The organism is Rhizobium pisi, assembly GCF_003938655.1.
Taxonomy (GTDB): Bacteria; Pseudomonadota; Alphaproteobacteria; order Rhizobiales; family Rhizobiaceae; genus Rhizobium; species Rhizobium pisi.
Genome location: NZ_RJJT01000038.1, coordinates 1 through 19,182, shown reverse-complemented (window position 1 = coordinate 19,182; position 19,182 = coordinate 1). Strand labels below are relative to the sequence as shown.

Genomic DNA, 19,182 nt, shown 5'->3' with positions numbered 1-19,182 from the left:
GCCGCAGCGAGACAATGGTCAGCGGACGAGCCGTCTTCAATGCTCGATTAAAGGAGTTTGCTTGATGAATGGAACGATCAAGCCGCATTTCATACCGGACGAGGTCGCCGTTCCGACGCAGATGGCGCTGTTCCAAGACTGGTGCTCGCAGCAGTTTGGAATTGCCCTTCCAACGCACGACGACCTTCACGCATGGTCGGTGCGCGATCGCGGCGCCTTCTGGTCAGCTGTATGGGATTTTTGTGGCGTAATAGGAGACAAAGGGGACCACCCGCTCCTCGATGCAGGGCATATTCTTGAGGATCGGTTTTTTCCGCAAGCGAAGTTAAACTTTGCTGAGAACCTGCTGCGAAACCGCGGTGACGGTGACGCGCTGATATTTCGCGGAGAGGACAAAAGAGAACTACGCTGGAGTTTCGACGAGCTCAATGCGGCAGTCTCGCGGCTCCAGCAGGCTTTCCGGACCATGGGTGTACGCGCTGGCGATCGTGTCGCGGCAATGCTGCCGAACCTTCCTGAAACAGTCGCCTGCATGCTAGCGGCGGCATCACTCGGCGCGATCTGGTCTTCCTGCTCCCCAGACTTCGGCGAACAGGGCGTCGTAGACCGCTTTGGTCAAATCGAGCCAAGAATTTTCATCACCTGCGATGCCTATTGGTACAATGGCAAGCGGATCGACCTGGCGGGAAAGGTCAGGGCTCTCGAAGGCCGACTTGGGGTGCCCTTCATTATCGTCGATTATTGCGGTAATGCGGAGGCAGTCGCTGCAGAGCTCAAGGACGGCACAACTCTAGCCGCCGTGATCGCGGATCATCCCGCCTGTGAGCCTGTGTTCGAGCCTTTTGCGTTCGGACACCCGCTGATGATCCTATTCTCATCGGGAACAACCGGTGTTCCCAAATGCATTGTCCATTCTGCGGGCGGCACGCTTCTACAGCATCTAAAGGAACATCGACTCCATTGTAACATCGTGGACGGAGACCGGGTCTTTTACTATACGACCTGCGGCTGGATGATGTGGAACTGGCTCGTATCCGGCCTCGCAAGCGGCGCCACGCTTTGTCTTTATGACGGCTCGCCATTCGCACCCACGTCGAACGTCCTTTGGGACTATGCCGAGGCCGAACGCGTCACAGTCCTTGGGACCTCGGCGAAATACCTCGACGCATTGGAGAGGGCGGGCGTCAAACCTCGAGAGACACACGATCTCTCCAGCTTGAAGGCGTTGCTATCCACCGGTTCCCCGCTGTCGCCTGCAAGCTTCGATTACGTTTACCGCGACATTAATCCGTCGGTGCATCTCGCGTCCATGTCCGGCGGAACCGATATCGTATCGTGCTTCGTGCTAGGGAACCCGACTTTGCCCGTCTGGTCGGGTGAAATTCAGGGCCCGGGTCTAGGCATGGCGGTCGCGGTGTTCGACGAAACGGGACTTCCGATCCGCGAGGGCAAGGGTGAACTTGTCTGCACGAGATCGTTCCCGTCGATGCCCATTGGCTTTTGGAATGATCCGGACGGATCACGCTTCCGCGCTGCTTACTTCGAGCGCTTCGAAAACTGCTGGTGCCATGGAGATTTCGCGGAGTGGACGGAGCACGGCGGTATCGTTATTCATGGCCGATCCGACGCCACACTTAATCCAGGCGGTGTTCGCCTCGGCACTGCGGAAATTTACAACCAGTTGGAACGCATCCCTGGCATCTCGGGCGCCGTGTGCATCGGCCAGGAGTGGGACAATGATGTACGCGTTGTGCTGTTCGTAAAGCTCAGTTGTGGCACCGTGCTGGATGAGGACCTGAAACAGATGATTCGCCAGCAAATCAGAACGGGCGCTTCGCCGCGCCATGTGCCTGCCAAGATCATTGCAGTCGATGATATTCCGGTGACCAACACTGGAAAGGTCGTTGAGCTTGCGGTGCGGGATGTCGTGCATGGCCGGCCGGTCCGTAACCTCGATTCGCTGGCGAACCCAATGGCTTTGGAGCTTTTCGTAGATCAACCTGAGCTTCGGGTCTGACAGGCTAGGAGACAAACGTCACTTGTATCGGCCGGGATCAGGTTTGACTGAGCCCGACCTTTTTGTTGGCGGTTAGTTTGCCGCGGATTTCAGCCCAGCCTCTAGCGCTTCTAGAATGCGGCTCACGTCCTGCTTGCTGATGATAAGCGTTGGCGAAAGGATGATGTTGTTGCCTGAGGTGCGAATCATAACGCCCGCCTCATAGGCGCCCTTATAGACCTGAGCAACTTTGTCCTTTGCGGCGGGGGCCTTGTCGTCGCGGTTCGAAACAAGCTCTAGCGCGCACATCAGACCTTTCCCGCGTACATCGCCAACCAAAGGATAGCGTGCCTTGAGGGTCTCGAGCCCCTCAAGCAATTCAATGCCGCGTTCGGCCGCGTTCGTGGCAAGATCCTGCTTGACCGTTTCGGCCAGGCACACAATAGCCGCGGCTGCTCCTACCGGATGGCCTGAATAAGTGTAACCGTGGCCGATGCTGCCCATAGCGGTGCGATCGTTCTCGAATACCTCAGTCACCTTTTCGCCGATCATGACAGCGCCGAACGGGAAGTAGCCGTTCGTGATCGCCTTGGCAGTGCACATCATATCCGGCTTGACTCCCCACAGCCGGCTTCCCGACCAGGCACCGGTGCGCCCAAAGGCGGTTATAACTTCGTCAGCTATCAGAAGGATACCGTGCTTGTCACACAGTGCGCGTAGGGCCGGCATCAGGCTTTCATGCGGCACTATGACTCCTCCCGCACCAAGCACGGGCTCCATGATCAAGGCAGCGATAGTATCAGCCCCATGGAAGGCAATCTCATCGGCAAACTGACGCGCAATGCTATCTGCAAGCACCTTTGGATCATCCGTGTTGAACGGGTTCCGGTACGTGTAGGGCGAGGCGAGATGAATCGTACCCGGCAGCAGCGGCTCGTAGGCTCGGCGGAAATTCTGGTTTCCGTTGACGCTAGCGCCGCCGAAATGCGTGCCGTGATAGCCCTTCTTAAGTGAAACGAATTTGGTGCGTTCCGGCTGTCCATTCAACTTGTGGAATTGGCGAGCAAGTCTAAGGGCGGTCTCGACGCTGTCGGAGCCGCCGGATGTGAAGAAGCTCCGAACCATGCCGTCGGCAGCAAAAAACTCAGCAAGCGCCACCGAAAGTTCAATCAGCGGGCCGTTAGTGGTTCCGCGAAAGGCCGAGTAGTAGGGCAGTTCGCCCAGTTGCGTGGTGATTGCTTGCTTAACAGGATCGCAGGAGTAGCCGAGATTAACGTTCCAGAGACCACCGACGCCGTCCAAGAGCCGTTTACCGTCAACGTCTATGATCTCGGCACCTTCGCCGGCGCTGATGATAGTGGGCGGGTTAGCCCTCATTTCGGCCGGATGGGCCATGGGGTGCCAGACGTGGCGGGCATTATGCTCGGTCAGGAAGTTGCTATCGGCCATCGGATGGATCTCCTCGATATGATGGGTCAGGCAGAAAGGTGAGTGAGAGCACGCTCGTAGCTCTCGGCAGGCTGGGTGACATCGAAATGGACGCAGGTCATGCCGACAGCCTGGCCGCCTCGGATGTTCTTTAATTGGTCGTCCACGAAGACGCAGTCGGCGGCGGATATGGCCAAGCCGTCGGTAATGAAGTCAAAGGCGCGCGGATCAGGCTTCAGGATCTGCGTGTAAGTTGCATCGACAATCAGATCGAAGTCTGCGAGGAACGGAAGCCTGTCTCGAAACTCCTTCCCGTAGAAGAGGTCGAGTTCGTTGGACAGGATCGCCAGACGGTGACCGGCCTTTTTTGCTGTAGCGATGGCCGCCAGCGCTTCGGGACGGATGACCTGCGAGGGATCGTCGCCGCGCACCGCACTAAGAAACGGTGGGAGCGTATCCCACTCCTTGCCCACCAGACTGCCGGTCTCTCGGGCGCGGGTAGTCCAGTAGTCCCGTTCACTGATCCGACCCGCCTGCATATCGCTCCACAGCGGATCAGTACTGACGTCAAAGGGGCCACGCCATGTGAGGGTGCCTGGGGCCAGACCGAGGGCTTCCTCGCTTAAATCATGGGTTTCAAACAGCGTTTTTGAAATCACGCCGCCAAAATCCAACACCAACGCTCGTTGCGTCATATCAACCATTCTCCTTGATCCTATGTAGAAAATCCGCGGGTGGCGTACCGCCCAAGGCGCGGGTCGCCGAGAGGCAAGCACGGAGCACGAAGGTCTCGATCTCGCCTGCAAGAACTTCTGTCGTTCGAGATGAGATACAGGCTGCTGCAATCGTCGCCTGGATCAGCCCACGAGCGTCAAATATCGGTGCTGCAATGCCAGTGACCTCGTCTTCGAATGTGCGAGTGGCGGTCGCAAAACCGCGCTTGCGGATACCGTCAAGCCGAAGTCTGAGCTCAGCCGGCGAGCTTATTGTGGTCGCTGTGAAGCTCATCGGTACGTCCATGCCTGCTAGCACCTTATCGACGACTGCGTCGCTGGCGTGGGCTAAAAACACGAGCCCTGATGCCGTTGCGTGCACGGGCAGCGGTTGCGTGGGATCAACGAAGACGCGCGTTGGCCGGGACGGCTCACATACCGCCACAGTCGTCATGTCCTGCCCGGAAAAGACGCTGACGTGAGATGTTTCATTTGTCTGGACGGTCAGATCGTGAAGAACGTGCTGAAGCTCCACCGCGATCGGGACGGTCGAATTTCGAATGCGAGCGAGCCTTCGCATCCCCGCGCCAAGCCGGTAGTGACGTGTCTCGCTGTCCTGCTCAACCAAGCCACAGGCGACCAGCGATCCAAGACTGCGCATAGCGCTTGCCTTGTCCATGCCAGCAGCCCGAGCCAGGTCGCTCAGCTTTTGCTCAGGGGCTTGTGCTGAGAAAAAACTCAGCAGTTTCATTGCATTGTCGACTGTCTTCATGGCTTTCGCCTTCGCGTTCCCTGGCAGCGATTTACATTTTTTTCCGCCTTGCCTGATCACTACTTGACAGAAACCAGTCTCAGATGCAACATTTTTGAAACGGTGTAGATAATAATGAACCACACCAGCAAACTGGGAGTTTGCGTTAGATGACTGTCTAGGACGGCTCTGCCGTCGGTGCACGGAGTGGCAGTTGCTGCTGCAGGTGTATGACGCCTTGGTTTCAACGGCGTCGAGGCGGGAAGTCCACGTACACCCCGGTAAAGACCGAACGGTGGAGTAACTCGATATGCAAAGCGAAATTGACGCCCGGCGAACAGCCGAGGTCGCACCCCAAGGGCTTCTTATCGACGGGGCATGGCGGCAGGCCCGATCCGGCGCGACGCTAGACGTATTTTCCCCACTGGATGGCAAGCAGCTAACGACCATTGCCGATGCCGATCATGACGATGTGGCTCTCGCATGCGCCTCGGGCCGCGCTGCGTTCGAGGGTGGCGCCTGGTCTCGCTCAACCCCTGCCCAGCGCAAAAAGGTGCTGTTCCGGCTGGCGGAACTCATAGAACGCGATGCGCTCGACCTCGCGGTACTTGGCGTGCGCGACAACGGCACCGAGATAGCAATGGCCCTTAAGGCCGAGCCATTGAGCGCAGCTTCCACCTTTCGCTACTACGCAGAATTGATTGATAAGGTCTATGGTGCGATTGCGCCGACCGCTACCGACGTGCTGGCTCTTGTGCACCGGGAGCCCATCGGTGTCGTTGCTGCTATCGTGCCGTGGAACTTCCCTCTCATGATCGGTGCCTGGAAGATCGCACCCGCGCTAGCGGCTGGCAACAGCGTCGTCCTGAAGCCAGCGGAGACGGCCTCTCTTACTCTGCTGCGGCTCGCGAACCTTGCACTCGAGGCCGGGGTGCCCCCGGGGGTCTTTAACGTCGTCACTGGCAGGGGCTCTGTCACCGGTGAAGCACTCGCCCTGTCGATGGATGTCGACGTGATGGCCTTCACGGGATCTGGAGGCGTTGGACGAAAGCTTCTGGAATACTCGGCCCGCTCCAACCTCAAACGGACTTATCTAGAACTTGGTGGCAAGAGCCCGAATATAATTTTCGCCGACGCCCCAGACCTCGACAAGGCTGCGAAAGTAGCCGCCTATGGAATCTTCCGCAATTCCGGACAGGTTTGCATTGCCGGCTCGCGTCTATTGGTGGAAGCGTCCATCGCCGAAGAGTTTGCGGCCAGGGTGGCAAAGATCGCAGGGTCCATGAAAGTGGGAGATCCTCTGGACCTATCCACAGAAGCCGGTGCGATCAATTCCGAAGCGCAGCTTCTGAAGAGCATGGGCTTTACCGAACGCGCACAAGCCGAGGGCGCCGCTCTGTTGACCGGAGGTGGTCGGCTTAGAGAGGAAACCGGAGGATGGTTTATGGCGCCGACGGTGCTGGCCAATGTCCGTGCGGAAATGGAAGTAGCACGTGAAGAGGTCTTCGGACCGGTCCTCTCCGTAATCCCGTTCAAGGACGAGGATGAGGCCATCCGGCTCGCCAACGACACCGATTTCGGCCTAGCATCGGCGGTTTGGACTGCCGATCTGTCCCGCGCTCACCGCATGGTCCGGGCACTGAAGGCCGGAATCGTGCACGTCAACACTTATGGTGGGTCCGATCTGACCGTTCCCCTTGGCGGCGTGAAGCAGTCTGGCAACGGCCACGACAAATCCACCTTCGCCCTCGACAAATTCTTAGACCTCAAGACTGCATGGATCCAGCTGTGACCTCACTTAACAATCTTCCGGAAAGCGCGCCGGCTGTCATTATCGGCGGCGGCATCATCGGGGTCTCTACCCTCTATCACCTCGCTAAAAAGGGTGTAGAAGGAGCCGTTCTTGTTGAGAGAAAGCAGCTGGCCTCGGGGACAACCTGGCATGCTGCTGGCATCGTCGGTCAGCTTCGCGAGAGTTCCGCCCAGACCGAGCTCTCCAAATATACGGCACGCCTCTTCACGGAGCTAGAAGTCGAGACGGGGCAGGCGACCGGCTACAAGCAAAACGGCACGTTGCATCTCGCCTTGTCAGATATTCGTGCCGAGCAACTACGTCGCAACCACGACCATGCTGCGCGAATGAAAATTGAGAGCCAACTTCTCGGCATCGAGGAGATCAACGAAATCTGGCCGCTCGTCGATACCTCCGACGTGCACTGCGGCTTTCTCGTGCCATCGAACGGGCAAGTGAACCCGTTGGATGTGACCCAGGCGCTCGCCAAAGGAGCTAAGGCTCTCGGCTCGAAAATCTATGAGCATACCCGGGCTATTCGCATCCTGACACGCAATGGCAAGGTGATTGGCGTAGAGACCGACAAGGGTGTGATCGCCACGGAGAAGGTGCTGCTGGCCGCCGGCATGTGGTCGCTACGCTTTGCAGCAGAGCACGGTGTAACCGTTCCTCTACATGCCGCCGAGCACTTCTATATTCTCACCGAAGCTATCCCGGACCTACCGCGCACGCTTCCGGGGCTCGTTGTACTTGAGGAACGCCTTTACACCAAGGAAGATGCGGGCAAGTTGCTGATCGGCGGTTTCGAGGCCCGCGGCAAGGCATGGGCGCGCGACGGCATTCCCGACAGCTTCGAGTTCGACGAACTGCCATTCGACATGGAGCATGTCGAACCAGTGCTCGAAAAATTCTTTACTCGCTTCCCTGCGCTCGAAACCATGGGCATTCAGACCTTCTTCAACGGGCCCGAGAGCTTTACGCCCGATGGACGGCCCTATATCGGACCGGCGCCGGAAATGCCCGGCCTGTTCATCGCTGCGGGCATGAATTCGAACGGGATCCTCAATTCCGGCGGCGTGGGTCTGACAATGGCGGCCTGGATGACGGACGGACAGCCGCCACGCGCGGTCGCCTCGATGCTGGCGGCGCGCGCGCACCCCTTTCAGAAGAACAAGGCCTATAACGCGGAGCGCGTCACTGAAGGCATCGGCCTTCACTGGGGCCTGCATTGGCCGGGCCGACAGATAGAGACTGCGCGCGGCATCCGCCGCGTTCCGCTCCACGACCGGCTCCTCTCCGCCGGTGCCCTGATGGCGGAGCGCATTGGCTGGGAAGTGCCGATGTATTTCGATCCCGCCAATCCCGTCTGGCCAGAGCGGGCGAGCCTCGGCTGGCAGGACTGGTCGCAACGTGTAAAAGAAGAGTGCCTCGCCGCGCGCGATCAGGCGGTTCTGATCGACCAGTCAATGTATGGCAAGCTCCTGGTGCAGGGACCGGACGCCGTACGGGCGCTGAACCGCGTCAGTGGCGCCGAAATGGACGTGGCCGTCGGTACCTCGGTGTACACACAGTTCCTCAATGGCAAGGGCGGTATCGAAGCCGATGTCACGGTCACTCGCATCGCCGCCGAGCAATTCATGATCGTCACGGGCCATCCGAGCCAGATCCGCGACCAAGCCTATATCCGCAGCCATGCCGATCCCGCGTGGCGGTTCGAGCTGTTCGACGCCACGTCAGCCTATGGCCTCTTGACGATCCACGGTCCGAAGTCTCGTGCCATCCTGCAGCAGATGTCGGCGGACGATCTGTCAAACGAGGCATTCGCTTTCGGTGCTGCGCGCGAGATCGACCTTGCCTTCGCGCGCGTCTGGGCAATCCGCCGTTCGTTCCTCGGCGAACTCGGCTATGAGTTGATGGTTCCGAGTGAATTCACCGTTCATCTTCACGAAGAGATCGTGAGGGTCGGCGCAGCCCATGGACTTCGCCATGCGGGCATGTTCGCGCTTGGCGCGTGCCGCCTAGAAAAGGGTTTTCGGCATTTCGGCCACGATATCGGCGAAGAAGACACGCCGTTCGAAACCGGTCTCGGTTTCGCCGTCAAGCTCTCGAAAGAAGACTTCGTCGGACGCGATGTTCTTGCAAAGCAAAAAGCGACCCATGGCGCAGCGACGCCACATCGCACGGTGTCGATCATGCTCGAGCACGCCACCGCCGAGGCTGGCCCTTACCTCATCCACAATGAGCCCATCTTCAAGAAGGGCGAGCTTGTCGGGCACATCACCTCCGGCGGCTGGGGCTGGAGAGTGGAGGCAATGATTGGCCTCGCTTCGCTGCATCGGGAGGCCGGAGTAACGAAAGACTGGCTCGATGAAGGTGAGTTCGAGGTGCAGATCGCCGGAAAAATGCATGCCGCACGAGTCCAGCTTGGGGCATTTTACGATCCCAGCGGCACGATCATGCGCGGCTGAAGTCAATAATACAGAAAATGGGGAACTATAAAATGAGCGAGCAGAGAACGATCCTTGTGATCGGCACTTACGACACCAAGGATGCAGAACTCAATTATGTAGCCGACCGTATCCGCAGGCTCGGCGGAAATGTCCTGACAATGGATGTCAGTGTGCTCGGCGACCCTTCTGTGCCGACGAATATTTCCAAGCATGAAGTCGCCGCCGCGGCGGGGAAAACCATCGAGGATGCCGTCAGTGCCGAGGACGAAAATCTTGCGATGCAGATTATGGCGGCAGGGGCTTCCGCGCTTTGCGCAAAACTTCATGCCGAGGGGAGCATCGACGGGATGATTGCGCTTGGCGGCACTATGGGAACAGACCTGGCCCTGGATTGTGCCCGCGCCCTGCCGATCGGCGTTCCGAAGTATGTTGTATCTACGATCGCGTTTTCTCCACTCATCGCGCCGGATCGGCTTTCGGCCGATATCCAGATGATCCTATGGGCCGGCGGTCTCTATGGCCTCAACGATATCTGCAAGGCAACGCTGAGCCAGGCCGCGGGTGCCGTTTATGGCGCGGCGCTCGCTGTGGAGCCGCCCGACCCTGATCGTCCAGTTATAGGCATGGTCAGCTTCGGTTCGTCGGCCCTCCAGTACATGATCCATCTACGCCAACCGCTGATCGACCGCGGCTTTTCTGTTGCGGTTTTCCATGGAACGGGCATGGGTGGTATGGCGCTGGAAAGCTTGGCGGAGCAAGGCTACTTCGCTGCAGTGCTCGAACTGGCTGTCGCCGAAATCGGCAACCTGATGGTTGGGTCCGTCGTGAATGCCGGCGCTAATCGCATGCTTGCCGCAGGAAAGAGCGGCACGCCGATCATCGCTGCGCCCGCCTTCGGCGACATGATTGATTTCGCTACCTGGCAGCCAGTGCCAGAGAGGTTTCGAGACCGGCCATATCATGCCCACAACCGTCTTCTTGCTTCAGCATCTCTTACGGCCGAGGAACGTCGCGAACTCGCACGTGAAGTAGCCAGCCGGCTGCGGCAATCCAAGGGCCCGGTTCATTTTGTATTGCCTACGCAAGGCATTCACGCTTGGGACGTAGAGGGCATGCCCGCTCATGATCCCGTTGCACTGGCCGAGATGGTAGATGAGTACCGGAACGTCATGGTCGATCCAATCGAGCTGACAGTTCTCGACTGCCACATCAATGATCTCGAATTCTCGCAGCAGGTCCTCTCCGTTATCGACCGGTGGATCGCTGACGGCACAATCAAGACAACACGGTGAGGTGTGGCATGGACCCGCGTTACTCAATCCTGTTTGAGCCGATCAAAATTGGTCCGGTCACAGCGCCGAACCGCTTCGTGTCCATGCCGCACGCCATCGGCCATAGCTATCTGATGCCAAACGGCGCCATCGGTATTCGCGAAACGCGGGCGGAAGGCGGTTGGGGTATCGTTGCAATGCAGCTCAGCGAGATCGACCCGACTTCGGATCTCGCGGGGCTGCCATATGAGCGCCTGTGGGATGAAGGCGACGTCAAGGCCCATGCTCGCTCCGTCGATCGAATCCGCGCGCACGGCGCCCTTGCCTCCATCGAACTAGGCCACACTGGCATCCGTTCGCGCGGCCTCACGACAGGTTACCCTGCCATGGGGCCCTCTGTCCTGCCAACTTTGAAGCCTGACATGCCCCTTATGGCAAAGGCGATGGACAAGGACGACATCCGAACGCTGCGCCGATCGTTTCGCGACGCAATCGGCCGCGCCAAAAAGGCTGGCTATGACATCGCCTACGTCTATGCTTCCCACGATGCCTCCATCCTCTGGCACTTCCTCTCGCCGGCCTACAATTTCCGGACCGACGAGTATGGCGGCAGCTTTGAAAACCGCGTGCGGCTGTTCCGGGAGGTGTTGGAAGAAGCAAAGGAGGAGGCAGGCGATCAGATGGCGGTAGCGGTGCGCTTTGCCGTTCATGAGCTCTCTGGACCTAAGCGCATCCTCAACACGGGAGAGGGTAGGGCGGTCATAGAGAGCCTGGCGGATCTTCCCGACATGTGGGATGTCAATGTCTCCTCATGGAGCCGCGACAGCGGTACGGCCCGCTATGATGCGGAAGGTTTCCAGGAAGAGTTTACCCAGTTCGTCAAGACTGTGACCGGCAAGCCTGTCCTTGGAGTGGGTCGCTTTACTTCTCCCGACGCAATGGTGAGTCAAATTCGACGGGGCGTACTGGACTTGATCGGCGCCGCACGACCCTCGATTGCCGATCCTTTCTTGCCCGAAAAGATCCGCGAAGGCCGCATCGAGGATATCCGGGAGTGCATTGGCTGCAACATGTGCGTGGCGGTGGAAACCGTCGGCATGGAACTGCGCTGCACCCAGAACCCGACCATTTCGGAGGAATGGCGCCGCGGCTGGCATCCGGAACGGATACCAAAGACAGAAAATGAGAAAAATATCCTGATCGTAGGATCTGGTCCGGCCGGACTGGAAGCGGCACTCGTTCTCGCAAAGGCTGGTCATGCTGTGACTGTAGCCGAGCGTGACGACGAGCTCGGCGGTCGCTCCACCCGTGAGGCTCGTATAAAGGGACTTTCCTCATGGGGACGGGTCAAGGACTATCGTCTTTACCAACTGCAGCAAATGCCGAACGTCAATCTTTATCCCGGTAGTGAGTTGGGTGCCGACGGCATCGCCGACTTCGGGGCGGACCATGTCCTTCTCGCTACCGGGGCCCCTTGGCGCAGCGACGGGGCAGGACGCACGCGGCTGCAGCCGATTTCCGGCTTTGCAGACTTTGCCCTGACGCCTGACCTTGTAATGGACGGCGCAGCGATCGGTCCATCCGTCGTGATCTACGATGACGACCATTACTACATGGCCAATGCGCTTGCCGCCGACCTGTCCGCAAAGGGGCACCAAGTGAACTTGGTCACCCCAATGCCATCGCTGTCGGCATGGATGGGTCATACCCTCGAACAGCCGCGCATGATTGCCGAAATGAAGGCAGCCGGGGTTCGAATGTATCCAAACACTGTCGCTAGCGCTTGGGATGAAGCGGGACTTGCTGTCATCAGAGGCGACACGGGAGAGTCGTTGCCGACGATCTCGGCCACGACGCTGATCGTCGTCGGCACCCGCCTGCCAGACACCACCCTTGCTGTCGGCCTTGCGGAAAAGGGCATCCCGTTCCGCACGATCGGCGATGCCGAATGTCCAGGGGTTATCCAGAGTGCCGTTTACTCAGGACATCGCCACGCACGCGAGGTGCTGGGAACGGAGCCCGAGGACCGAATTTTCAAACGCGAACGCCCGACCCTGTTTCTTTAAGACCGAAAGGACTACTCCATGACAGCCAAGCGCACACCGCTTTACCATGCCTTCAAGGCCCGCAATGCAGAGATGGCCGAGAAGGCGCACTTCCTGACGGCAAATGTGTTTACCGACGCGAAAACGGAACATTCAGCGGTTCGTACCGCAGCGGGCCTGTTCGAGATCTTTGGCCAGTTTATGCTGGAGGTCGCCGGTGCCGAAGCCGAGACGTTCCTGAACAATACCTTCGTCGCTGACATGACGAAAGTTGCTCCCGGTCGCGGCGTTTACTGCGGCATCCTCAACGACCAGGGCGGTTTCATCGATGACGTCATCACCTATCGCCCTTCTGAGCACCTGTTTTGGGTCATTCCAGCCCCGCACCGTGTCGAGCGGGTTGAGGCCTACCTGAAGGAAAGGGGCGCCTCCTATGGTGTACATGTCGTCTCGCTCGGATACCGCTATGTCTCACTGTCGCTCCAGGGACCGCAGTCAAGGGCATGCTTGGAACGCGTCACCGCACTCGACGTATCGAACGACGCGCTGCCGGGTTTCGCAGTCACGACAGCCAAGGTAGCCGACGTGGATGGCGTCATCGTCACACGCACAGGCTTCACCGGTGAGCTGGGATATGAACTCTGGGTTCCAACCGAACATATCGAAAGCTTCTACGACGCGTTACTAGAAGCGGGCAAACCTCTGGGTCTTGTGCCTTGCGGCGCGGGCTCGATGGGGTCTTTGCGAATCGAAAAACGCTATCCCATCTGGGGACGCGATATCGGCGAAGACACGACGCCTGTTGAGGCAGGTCTTGGTTGGACGATAAAGCCAAAGGACGCCGCCTATCCCGGTAAATCCATTGTTGAGCGTCAGAAGTCTGACGGGGCCGAGCGACTTCTCGTGCTGCTCGAACTCCCGGCGAGTGCCGCGCTCCCAGCCATCGGAACTGCGGTAAAACTGGACGCGGATGCCGTCGGTCGTGTCACGTCTGCCGCCTATGGACACACGGTCGGTTATCCAATCGCCATGGCTTATGTCTCGATCGCATGCGCTAACGAAGGACAGAGCTTAACGCTGGAGGATGGAACGGCTGTCACGGTCCATCGCGCCGCTGTTTATGACCCGAAGTCCACGCGGTCGCGAGCCTGAGGAGGACTTCGATGAAAATTCTCGTCACCGTCAAACGCGTCGTTGATTACAACGTCAAGATCCGCGTCAAGCCTGATGGTTCCGGTGTTGAACTGGCAAACGTGAAGATGTCGATGAACCCCTTCGACGAAATTTCCGTCGAGGAGGCGTTGCGGCTGAAGGAAGCCGGCAAGGCGTCTGAAGTCATCGTCGTCTCCATCGGCCCGGCCAAGGCCGAGGAAACGCTGCGCACCGCGCTCGCGATGGGTGCCGATCGCGCCATCCTTGTTGAAACCGAAGATGCCGTCGAGCCGCTCTCTGTCGCCAAGATCGTCAAGGGCGTCGTCGAAGCCGAGCAGCCCGGCCTCGTCATCGTCGGCAAGCAGGCGATCGACGACGATTCCAACCAGACCGGTCAGATGCTCGCCGCTCTTCTCGGCTGGGCCCAAGGCACCTTCGCCTCCAAGGTAGAGATCATTGATGCTTCCAACGCCAACGTGACCCGCGAAGTCGACGGCGGTCTCCAGACCATCGAAGTCAAGCTTCCGGCCATCATCACGACGGACCTTCGCCTCAACGAACCTCGCTACGCCTCGCTGCCGAACATCATGAAGGCCAAGAAGAAGCCACTCGACAAGAGAAGTCCGGCCGACTTCGGTATCGACACCGCCCCACGCCTCAAGGTTCTGAAGACTGAGGAGCCAGAGGGACGTAAGGCCGGCATCAAGGTGAAGACGGTCGCCGAGCTCATCGAAAAGCTCAAGACCGAAGCCGGCGTCCTCTGATCTGGCAGAAACAAGGAGACTAAGACTATGGCCATTCTTCTTTTGGCTGACCACGACAATACCGCGCTTTCCGACCAGACAGCCAAGGCGCTGACGGCGGCTTCCAAGATCGGCGGCGACGTACATGTGCTTGTCGCCGGTGCCGGCGTATCCGCGGTGGCCGAAGAGTCAGCAAAGCTTCAGGGCATTTCGAAGGTGCTCATCGCAGATGATGCCGCGCTAGGCCACAGCCTTGCCGAACCGCTCGCCGCCCTCATCGTCTCGCTTGCCGGTTCCTACGACACGATCATCGCTGCCGCCACCTCGGTGGGCAAAAACGTCATGCCGCGCGTTGCCGCCCTGCTCGATGTCGCGCAGGTCTCCGAGATCGTCGAGGTCCTCTCCGCCGACACGTTCAAGCGTCCGATCTACGCAGGCAACGCCATTCAGACGGTGCAGTCGGCCGACGCTAAGAAGGTGATCACTGTGCGGACAGCCTCGTTTTCCCCGGCCCCCCAGGGCCCAACTGCTGCCGTCGAGACGATCTCGTCGGCAGCCTTTTCTTCGCCTCTGTCACGTTTCGTTACCGACGCACTCTCCTCCTCCGATCGCCCGGAACTAAGCTCTGCCAAAATCGTCATATCCGGCGGACGCGCACTAGGCTCGTCGGAGAAGTTTAAGGAGGTAATTCTGCCGGTCGCTGACAAGCTCGGTGCCGCGGTCGGGGCATCACGCGCCGCCGTGGACGCGGGTTACGCTCCGAACGACTGGCAGATCGGCCAGACCGGCAAAGTGGTTGCCCCTCAATTGTACATCGCTTGCGGCATATCCGGTGCCATTCAGCACCTAGCCGGAATGAAGGACTCCAAGGTTATCGTTGCTATCAACAAGGATGAGGAGGCGCCGATATTCCAAGTCGCCGACTACGGCGTGGTTGGCGACATCTTCGAGATACTGCCGGAACTTGAGAAGGCGCTCTAGTCGGCCTCAACAAGAGAGAATTAGCCGTCGGGTGCTCAGCATCCGCCGGTCTCAATCGCCCTAATCGCCACTGCCCGCCTGCGCAGCACCAGCTTACGACTCTGTCGTCCAGCCAAAACGCGACGCACGAGCAAGTGCTCCTGACACCTCCTACTGATAATGGACCATGAGATGAAGACCTACATCCTGACCGTATCCTGCAAATCGACGCGCGGCATCGTTGCCGCCATCACGGGCGTTCTCGCCGAGAAGGGATGTAACATCATAGATTCTTCCCAGTTCGACGATGTAGACACCGGAATGTTTTTCATGCGCCTGACCTTCTCCAGTCAGGAGGGCGCCACCATCGAGGACATCGAGACGGCGTTTACACCTGTCGCCAAGACTTTCGATATGGCGGCGAATTTTTACCAAGGTGACGCCAAGATGAAGGTGTTGCTGATGGTGTCGCGTTTTGGTCACTGCCTGAACGACCTTCTCTATCGTTGGAAGATTGGCGCGCTGCCAATTGATATCGTTGGCGTGGTTTCAAACCATTTCGAGTATCAGAAGGTAGTCGTTAATCACGACATTCCATTTCACCACATCCCGGTGACCAAAGCCAACAAGCCGCAGGCCGAAGCGCGGATAATGGAAGTTGTCGAGCAGACCGGCACCGAATTGATTGTGCTTGCTCGTTACATGCAGATCCTCTCCGACGAGATGTGTCAGAGGATGTCTGGTAAGATCATCAATATTCACCACTCCTTCCTACCAAGCTTCAAGGGTGCCAATCCCTACAAGCAGGCTTATGAGCGCGGTGTAAAGCTGATCGGAGCGACGGCTCACTACGTAACAGCCGATCTGGACGAAGGTCCGATTATTGAGCAAGACACGGCGCGCATCACTCATGCTCAGAGCGCCGAGGACTATGTATCGATTGGCCGCGATGTTGAGAGCCAGGTTCTGGCGCGTGCAATTCATGCCCACATCCACCACCGCACTTTCATCAACGGCAATCGAACAGTCGTCTTCCCGGCGAGCCCGGGATCTTATGTCTCCGAGCGTATGGGTTAAGTCATGGCTGAACTTATTGATGGACGCAAAGTCGCTGCCGAGATGATAGCAAGCGTCAAGGCCGCGACGTCAGCGCTGAAGGCTGAGGCCGCAAGCACCCCCGGACTTGCCGTGATCATCGTGGGTGATGATCCGGCCAGCCACGCCTATGTCGGGGCAAAGAGCAAGATGGCCAAGGAGTGTGGATATAATTCAATCCAGCATACACTGCCGGAAGCAACGACGCAGGAAGAGCTTTCGAGCCTCGTACAGACGCTGAACAGGGATCCGTCCGTCCATGGCGTACTTGTCCAGCTACCGCTTCCCAAGCACCTCGATTCCGAGGCGATCATCCAATCGATCCTGCCGGAGAAGGACGTAGATGGTCTGCATGTCGTCAATGCCGGGAAGGTGGCAACCGGCGATCTGGACGGAGGGCTCGTTTCCTGCACGCCAGCCGGCGCTATGCTATTCGTGCGCCGCACTCACGGCGCGGATCTGTCTGGCCTTAGCGTCGTCGTCATCGGCCGCTCTAATCTCTTCGGTAAGCCGATGTCGGCACTGCTGCTCGCCGCAAACGCGACCGTGACGACGGCGCATTCACGCACGAAGGACCTGCCGGCAGTCTGCCGAAACGCGGATATTTTAGTCGCGGCGGTCGGTCGTCCAGAAATGGTGAAAGCAGACTGGATCAAACCCGGCGCAACTGTCATCGATGTTGGTATCAATCGCGTGCCAGCACCAGACAAGGGGGAGGGCAAGTTCCGCCTCGTTGGTGACGTTGCCTTTACGGAGTGCGAAAAAGTCGCCGGTGTCATTACGCCCGTACCTGGCGGCGTTGGTCCAATGACCATTGCCATGCTCATGGCTAATACAGTGATTGCCGCCTATCGCAAGGCGGGTCGCCGACCGCCGACATTTTGAGCGGCAAACGGTCTGTACCAGGCAATGAAATGAGGATTTAATGGAACTCCCCGAACGCGAAAGCATGGAATTCGATGTCGTAGTCGTCGGCGCCGGACCTGCTGGCCTGTCTGCCGCAATTCGGTTGAAGCAGGTCAATCCGGACCTCTCCGTCGTGGTGCTGGAAAAGGGCTCGGAAGTCGGTGCGCATATCCTCTCCGGCGCCGTGGTGGATCCGATCGGCATCGACAGGCTCCTGCCAAGCTGGCGCGACGAGGAGGGCCACCCCTTCAAGACCGAAGTCAAGGACGACCAGTTCCTGTTCCTCGGGCCCGCAGGCTCCATCCGCCTGCCGAACTTCCTGATGCCGCCGCTGATGAACAATCACGGCAATTACATCGTCTCGCTCGGTCTCGTCTGTCGCTGGCTTGCGGAAAAGGCGGAAGCGCTTGGCGTGGAAATATATCCGGGTTTTGCCGCAACCGAAGTGCTTTACAACGACGAAGGCGCCGTCATCGGCGTCGCCACCGGCGACATGGGCATCGAGAAGAATGGCGAGCCGGGCCCGAACTTCACCCGCGGCATGGAGCTGCACGGCAAATACGTGTTGATCGGCGAGGGCGTGCGTGGATCGCTTGCCAAGCAGCTAATTTCCAAATTCGACCTGTCGAAGGGTCGCGAGCCGCAAAAATTCGGCATCGGCATCAAAGAACTCTGGCAAGTCAAATCGGAGAAGCACAAACAGGGCCTCGTGCAGCATTCCTTCGGCTGGCCGCTGGGTCTCAAGACCGGCGGCGGCTCGTTCCTGTATCATCTGGAAGGCAACCTCGTTGCCGTCGGCTTCGTGGTGCATCTCAATTACAAGAACCCCTATCTTTATCCTTTCGAGGAATTTCAGCGCTTCAAGACGCATCCGGCGATCCGCGATACCTTCGAGGGCGGCAAGCGCATCTCCTATGGTGCGCGCGCCATCACCGAGGGCGGCTATCAGTCGGTGCCGAAGCTCACCTTCCCCGGTGGCGCGCTGATCGGCTGTTCCGCCGGTTTCGTCAACGTGCCGCGTATCAAGGGCAGCCATAATGCGGTTCTGTCGGGCATGCTGGCCGCGGAAAAGATCGCCGCGGCCCTTTCCGCCGGCCGCGCCCATGACGAGGTGGTGGAGATCGAGGCCGAATGGAGTGAAGGCGATATCGGCAAGGACCTGAAGCGGGTGCGCAACGTCAAGCCGCTCTGGTCGAAATTCGGCACGCTTGTTGGCGTCGGTCTTGGCGGCCTCGATATGTGGACCAACCAGCTGTTCGGCTTCTCCTTCTTCGGTACGCTGAAGCACGGCAAGACGGATGCGCAGAGCCTCGAACCGGCCTCGAAGCACAAGAAGATCGATTATCCAAGGCCGGACGGCGTTCTCACCTTCGACCGCCTGTCCTCGGTGTTCCTCTCCTCCACCAACCATGAGGAAGACCAGCCGGTGCATCTTCAGGTGAAGGACATGGAGCTGCAGAAGCGCTCCGAACACGACGTTTATGCCGGTCCCTCGACCCGTTATTGCCCCGCCGGCGTTTATGAATGGGTGGAGAAGGACGGCGAGGAGGTCTACGTCATCAATGCCCAGAACTGCGTGCACTGCAAGACCTGCGATATCAAGGATCCTAACCAGAACATCAACTGGGTACCGCCGCAAGGCGGTGAGGGGCCTGTTTATCCGGAGATGTAGCAAGTTGCAAAAGATCACAATTAAAGATTATACTCAAAAACTCCGTGATGCGCATTTTGGAGAACTCGTCGGGGAGAAACTGGCACCGTAACGTTAACCGGCCATCGATCAAAATGTGGGATCTGGCGGCATGACCAGATTTGCCCGCGATCCTCTTTATCGTCGCCACCGATTTCCAGCGGAGGTGATTGTTCATGCCGTTTGGCTC

14 protein-coding genes and 1 pseudogene are annotated in these 19,182 nt (G+C 58.7%); 12 read left to right on the top strand and 3 right to left on the bottom strand.

The annotated features are described in order from the left end of the window. The first annotated feature begins 64 nt into the window (after positions 1-64). Positions 65-2,017 (top strand): acetoacetate--CoA ligase, encoded by a 1,953-nt coding sequence (locus EFD55_RS31425; RefSeq protein ID WP_125850838.1) that lies wholly within the window; start codon positions 65-67, stop codon positions 2,015-2,017. Positions 2,018-2,089: 72 nt separating this feature from the next. On the opposite strand, the gene EFD55_RS31420 is transcribed toward EFD55_RS31425, so the two are convergent. Genes EFD55_RS31420 through EFD55_RS31410 form a run of 3 tightly spaced genes read right to left on the bottom strand, consistent with a single transcriptional unit; the run spans position 2,090 to position 4,909 of the window. After that, the gene (locus EFD55_RS31420) at positions 2,090-3,445 is read right to left on the bottom strand and encodes an aminotransferase class III-fold pyridoxal phosphate-dependent enzyme (RefSeq protein WP_125850836.1); all 1,356 of its coding nucleotides are present in this window, start codon (positions 3,443-3,445) and stop codon (positions 2,090-2,092) included. Between the two features lie 26 nt (positions 3,446-3,471). Then, the gene (locus EFD55_RS31415; RefSeq protein WP_125850861.1) at positions 3,472-4,119 is read right to left on the bottom strand and encodes an HAD-IA family hydrolase; all 648 of its coding nucleotides are present in this window, start codon (positions 4,117-4,119) and stop codon (positions 3,472-3,474) included. Between the two features lies 1 nt (position 4,120). Beyond that, on the bottom strand, positions 4,121-4,909 hold the full coding sequence (locus tag EFD55_RS31410; RefSeq protein WP_125850834.1) for an IclR family transcriptional regulator: 789 nt from the start codon (positions 4,907-4,909) through the stop codon (positions 4,121-4,123). A 289-nt stretch (positions 4,910-5,198) separates the two neighbouring features. Here EFD55_RS31410 and EFD55_RS31405 point away from each other — a divergent pair, with 289 nt between their 5' ends. The 11 genes and pseudogenes from EFD55_RS31405 to EFD55_RS34015 all read left to right on the top strand — a co-directional run. Beyond that, a complete protein-coding gene (locus EFD55_RS31405; RefSeq protein WP_125850831.1) occupies positions 5,199-6,680 on the top strand; it encodes an aldehyde dehydrogenase in 1,482 nt (493 codons plus the stop codon). Further along, positions 6,665-9,148, top strand: coding sequence for an FAD-dependent oxidoreductase (locus EFD55_RS31400; RefSeq protein WP_125850829.1), 2,484 nt, complete (start codon positions 6,665-6,667; stop codon positions 9,146-9,148). The genes EFD55_RS31405 and EFD55_RS31400 overlap by 16 nt, the downstream gene beginning before the upstream one ends. Before the next feature lie 32 nt (positions 9,149-9,180). Beyond that, positions 9,181-10,422 carry a Tm-1-like ATP-binding domain-containing protein gene (locus EFD55_RS31395; RefSeq protein ID WP_125850827.1) on the top strand — a complete coding sequence of 414 codons (1,242 nt, stop codon included), beginning with the start codon at positions 9,181-9,183 and terminating at the stop codon, positions 10,420-10,422. A gap of 8 nt (positions 10,423-10,430) precedes the next feature. Continuing rightward, on the top strand, positions 10,431-12,467 hold the full coding sequence (locus EFD55_RS31390; protein ID WP_125850825.1) for an oxidoreductase: 2,037 nt from the start codon (positions 10,431-10,433) through the stop codon (positions 12,465-12,467). Positions 12,468-12,485: 18 nt separating this feature from the next. Next, positions 12,486-13,598 (top strand): aminomethyl transferase family protein, encoded by a 1,113-nt coding sequence (locus EFD55_RS31385; RefSeq protein ID WP_125850823.1) that lies wholly within the window; start codon positions 12,486-12,488, stop codon positions 13,596-13,598. An 11-nt stretch (positions 13,599-13,609) separates the two neighbouring features. Then, the gene (locus EFD55_RS31380) at positions 13,610-14,362 is read left to right on the top strand and encodes an electron transfer flavoprotein subunit beta/FixA family protein (protein WP_125850821.1); all 753 of its coding nucleotides are present in this window, start codon (positions 13,610-13,612) and stop codon (positions 14,360-14,362) included. A 27-nt stretch (positions 14,363-14,389) separates the two neighbouring features. Beyond that, positions 14,390-15,322, top strand: coding sequence for an electron transfer flavoprotein subunit alpha/FixB family protein (locus tag EFD55_RS31375; RefSeq protein WP_125850819.1), 933 nt, complete (start codon positions 14,390-14,392; stop codon positions 15,320-15,322). Between the two features lie 171 nt (positions 15,323-15,493). Next, entirely contained in the window at positions 15,494-16,378 is an 885-nt protein-coding gene (gene purU / locus EFD55_RS31370; protein ID WP_125850816.1) for a formyltetrahydrofolate deformylase, read from the top strand. Positions 16,379-16,381: 3 nt separating this feature from the next. Beyond that, complete coding sequence (gene folD / locus EFD55_RS31365; protein WP_125850814.1) at positions 16,382-17,281, top strand: bifunctional methylenetetrahydrofolate dehydrogenase/methenyltetrahydrofolate cyclohydrolase FolD; 900 nt, start codon at positions 16,382-16,384, stop codon at positions 17,279-17,281. Positions 17,282-17,321: 40 nt separating this feature from the next. Beyond that, on the top strand, positions 17,322-18,974 hold the full coding sequence (locus EFD55_RS31360; RefSeq protein WP_125850812.1) for an electron transfer flavoprotein-ubiquinone oxidoreductase: 1,653 nt from the start codon (positions 17,322-17,324) through the stop codon (positions 18,972-18,974). 130 nt (positions 18,975-19,104) lie between these two features. Then, positions 19,105-19,182, top strand: a pseudogene (locus tag EFD55_RS34015) (IS6 family transposase); the annotation flags it as partial.

Excerpts from the sequence above, each read along its gene's own strand:
- EFD55_RS31425 (WP_125850838.1), top strand. The coding sequence starts at position 65 with ATGAATGGAACGATCAAGCCGCATTTCATACCGGACGAGGTCGCCGTT.
- EFD55_RS31420 (WP_125850836.1), bottom strand. The coding sequence starts at position 3,445 with ATGGCCGATAGCAACTTCCTGACCGAGCATAATGCCCGCCACGTCTGG.
- EFD55_RS31415 (WP_125850861.1), bottom strand. The coding sequence starts at position 4,119 with ATGACGCAACGAGCGTTGGTGTTGGATTTTGGCGGCGTGATTTCAAAA.
- EFD55_RS31410 (WP_125850834.1), bottom strand. The coding sequence starts at position 4,909 with ATGAAGACAGTCGACAATGCAATGAAACTGCTGAGTTTTTTCTCAGCA.
- EFD55_RS31405 (WP_125850831.1), top strand. The coding sequence starts at position 5,199 with ATGCAAAGCGAAATTGACGCCCGGCGAACAGCCGAGGTCGCACCCCAA.
- EFD55_RS31400 (WP_125850829.1), top strand. The coding sequence starts at position 6,665 with ATGGATCCAGCTGTGACCTCACTTAACAATCTTCCGGAAAGCGCGCCG.
- EFD55_RS31395 (WP_125850827.1), top strand. The coding sequence starts at position 9,181 with ATGAGCGAGCAGAGAACGATCCTTGTGATCGGCACTTACGACACCAAG.
- EFD55_RS31390 (WP_125850825.1), top strand. The coding sequence starts at position 10,431 with ATGGACCCGCGTTACTCAATCCTGTTTGAGCCGATCAAAATTGGTCCG.
- EFD55_RS31385 (WP_125850823.1), top strand. The coding sequence starts at position 12,486 with ATGACAGCCAAGCGCACACCGCTTTACCATGCCTTCAAGGCCCGCAAT.
- EFD55_RS31380 (WP_125850821.1), top strand. The coding sequence starts at position 13,610 with ATGAAAATTCTCGTCACCGTCAAACGCGTCGTTGATTACAACGTCAAG.
- EFD55_RS31375 (WP_125850819.1), top strand. The coding sequence starts at position 14,390 with ATGGCCATTCTTCTTTTGGCTGACCACGACAATACCGCGCTTTCCGAC.
- purU (WP_125850816.1), top strand. The coding sequence starts at position 15,494 with ATGAAGACCTACATCCTGACCGTATCCTGCAAATCGACGCGCGGCATC.
- folD (WP_125850814.1), top strand. The coding sequence starts at position 16,382 with ATGGCTGAACTTATTGATGGACGCAAAGTCGCTGCCGAGATGATAGCA.
- EFD55_RS31360 (WP_125850812.1), top strand. The coding sequence starts at position 17,322 with ATGGAACTCCCCGAACGCGAAAGCATGGAATTCGATGTCGTAGTCGTC.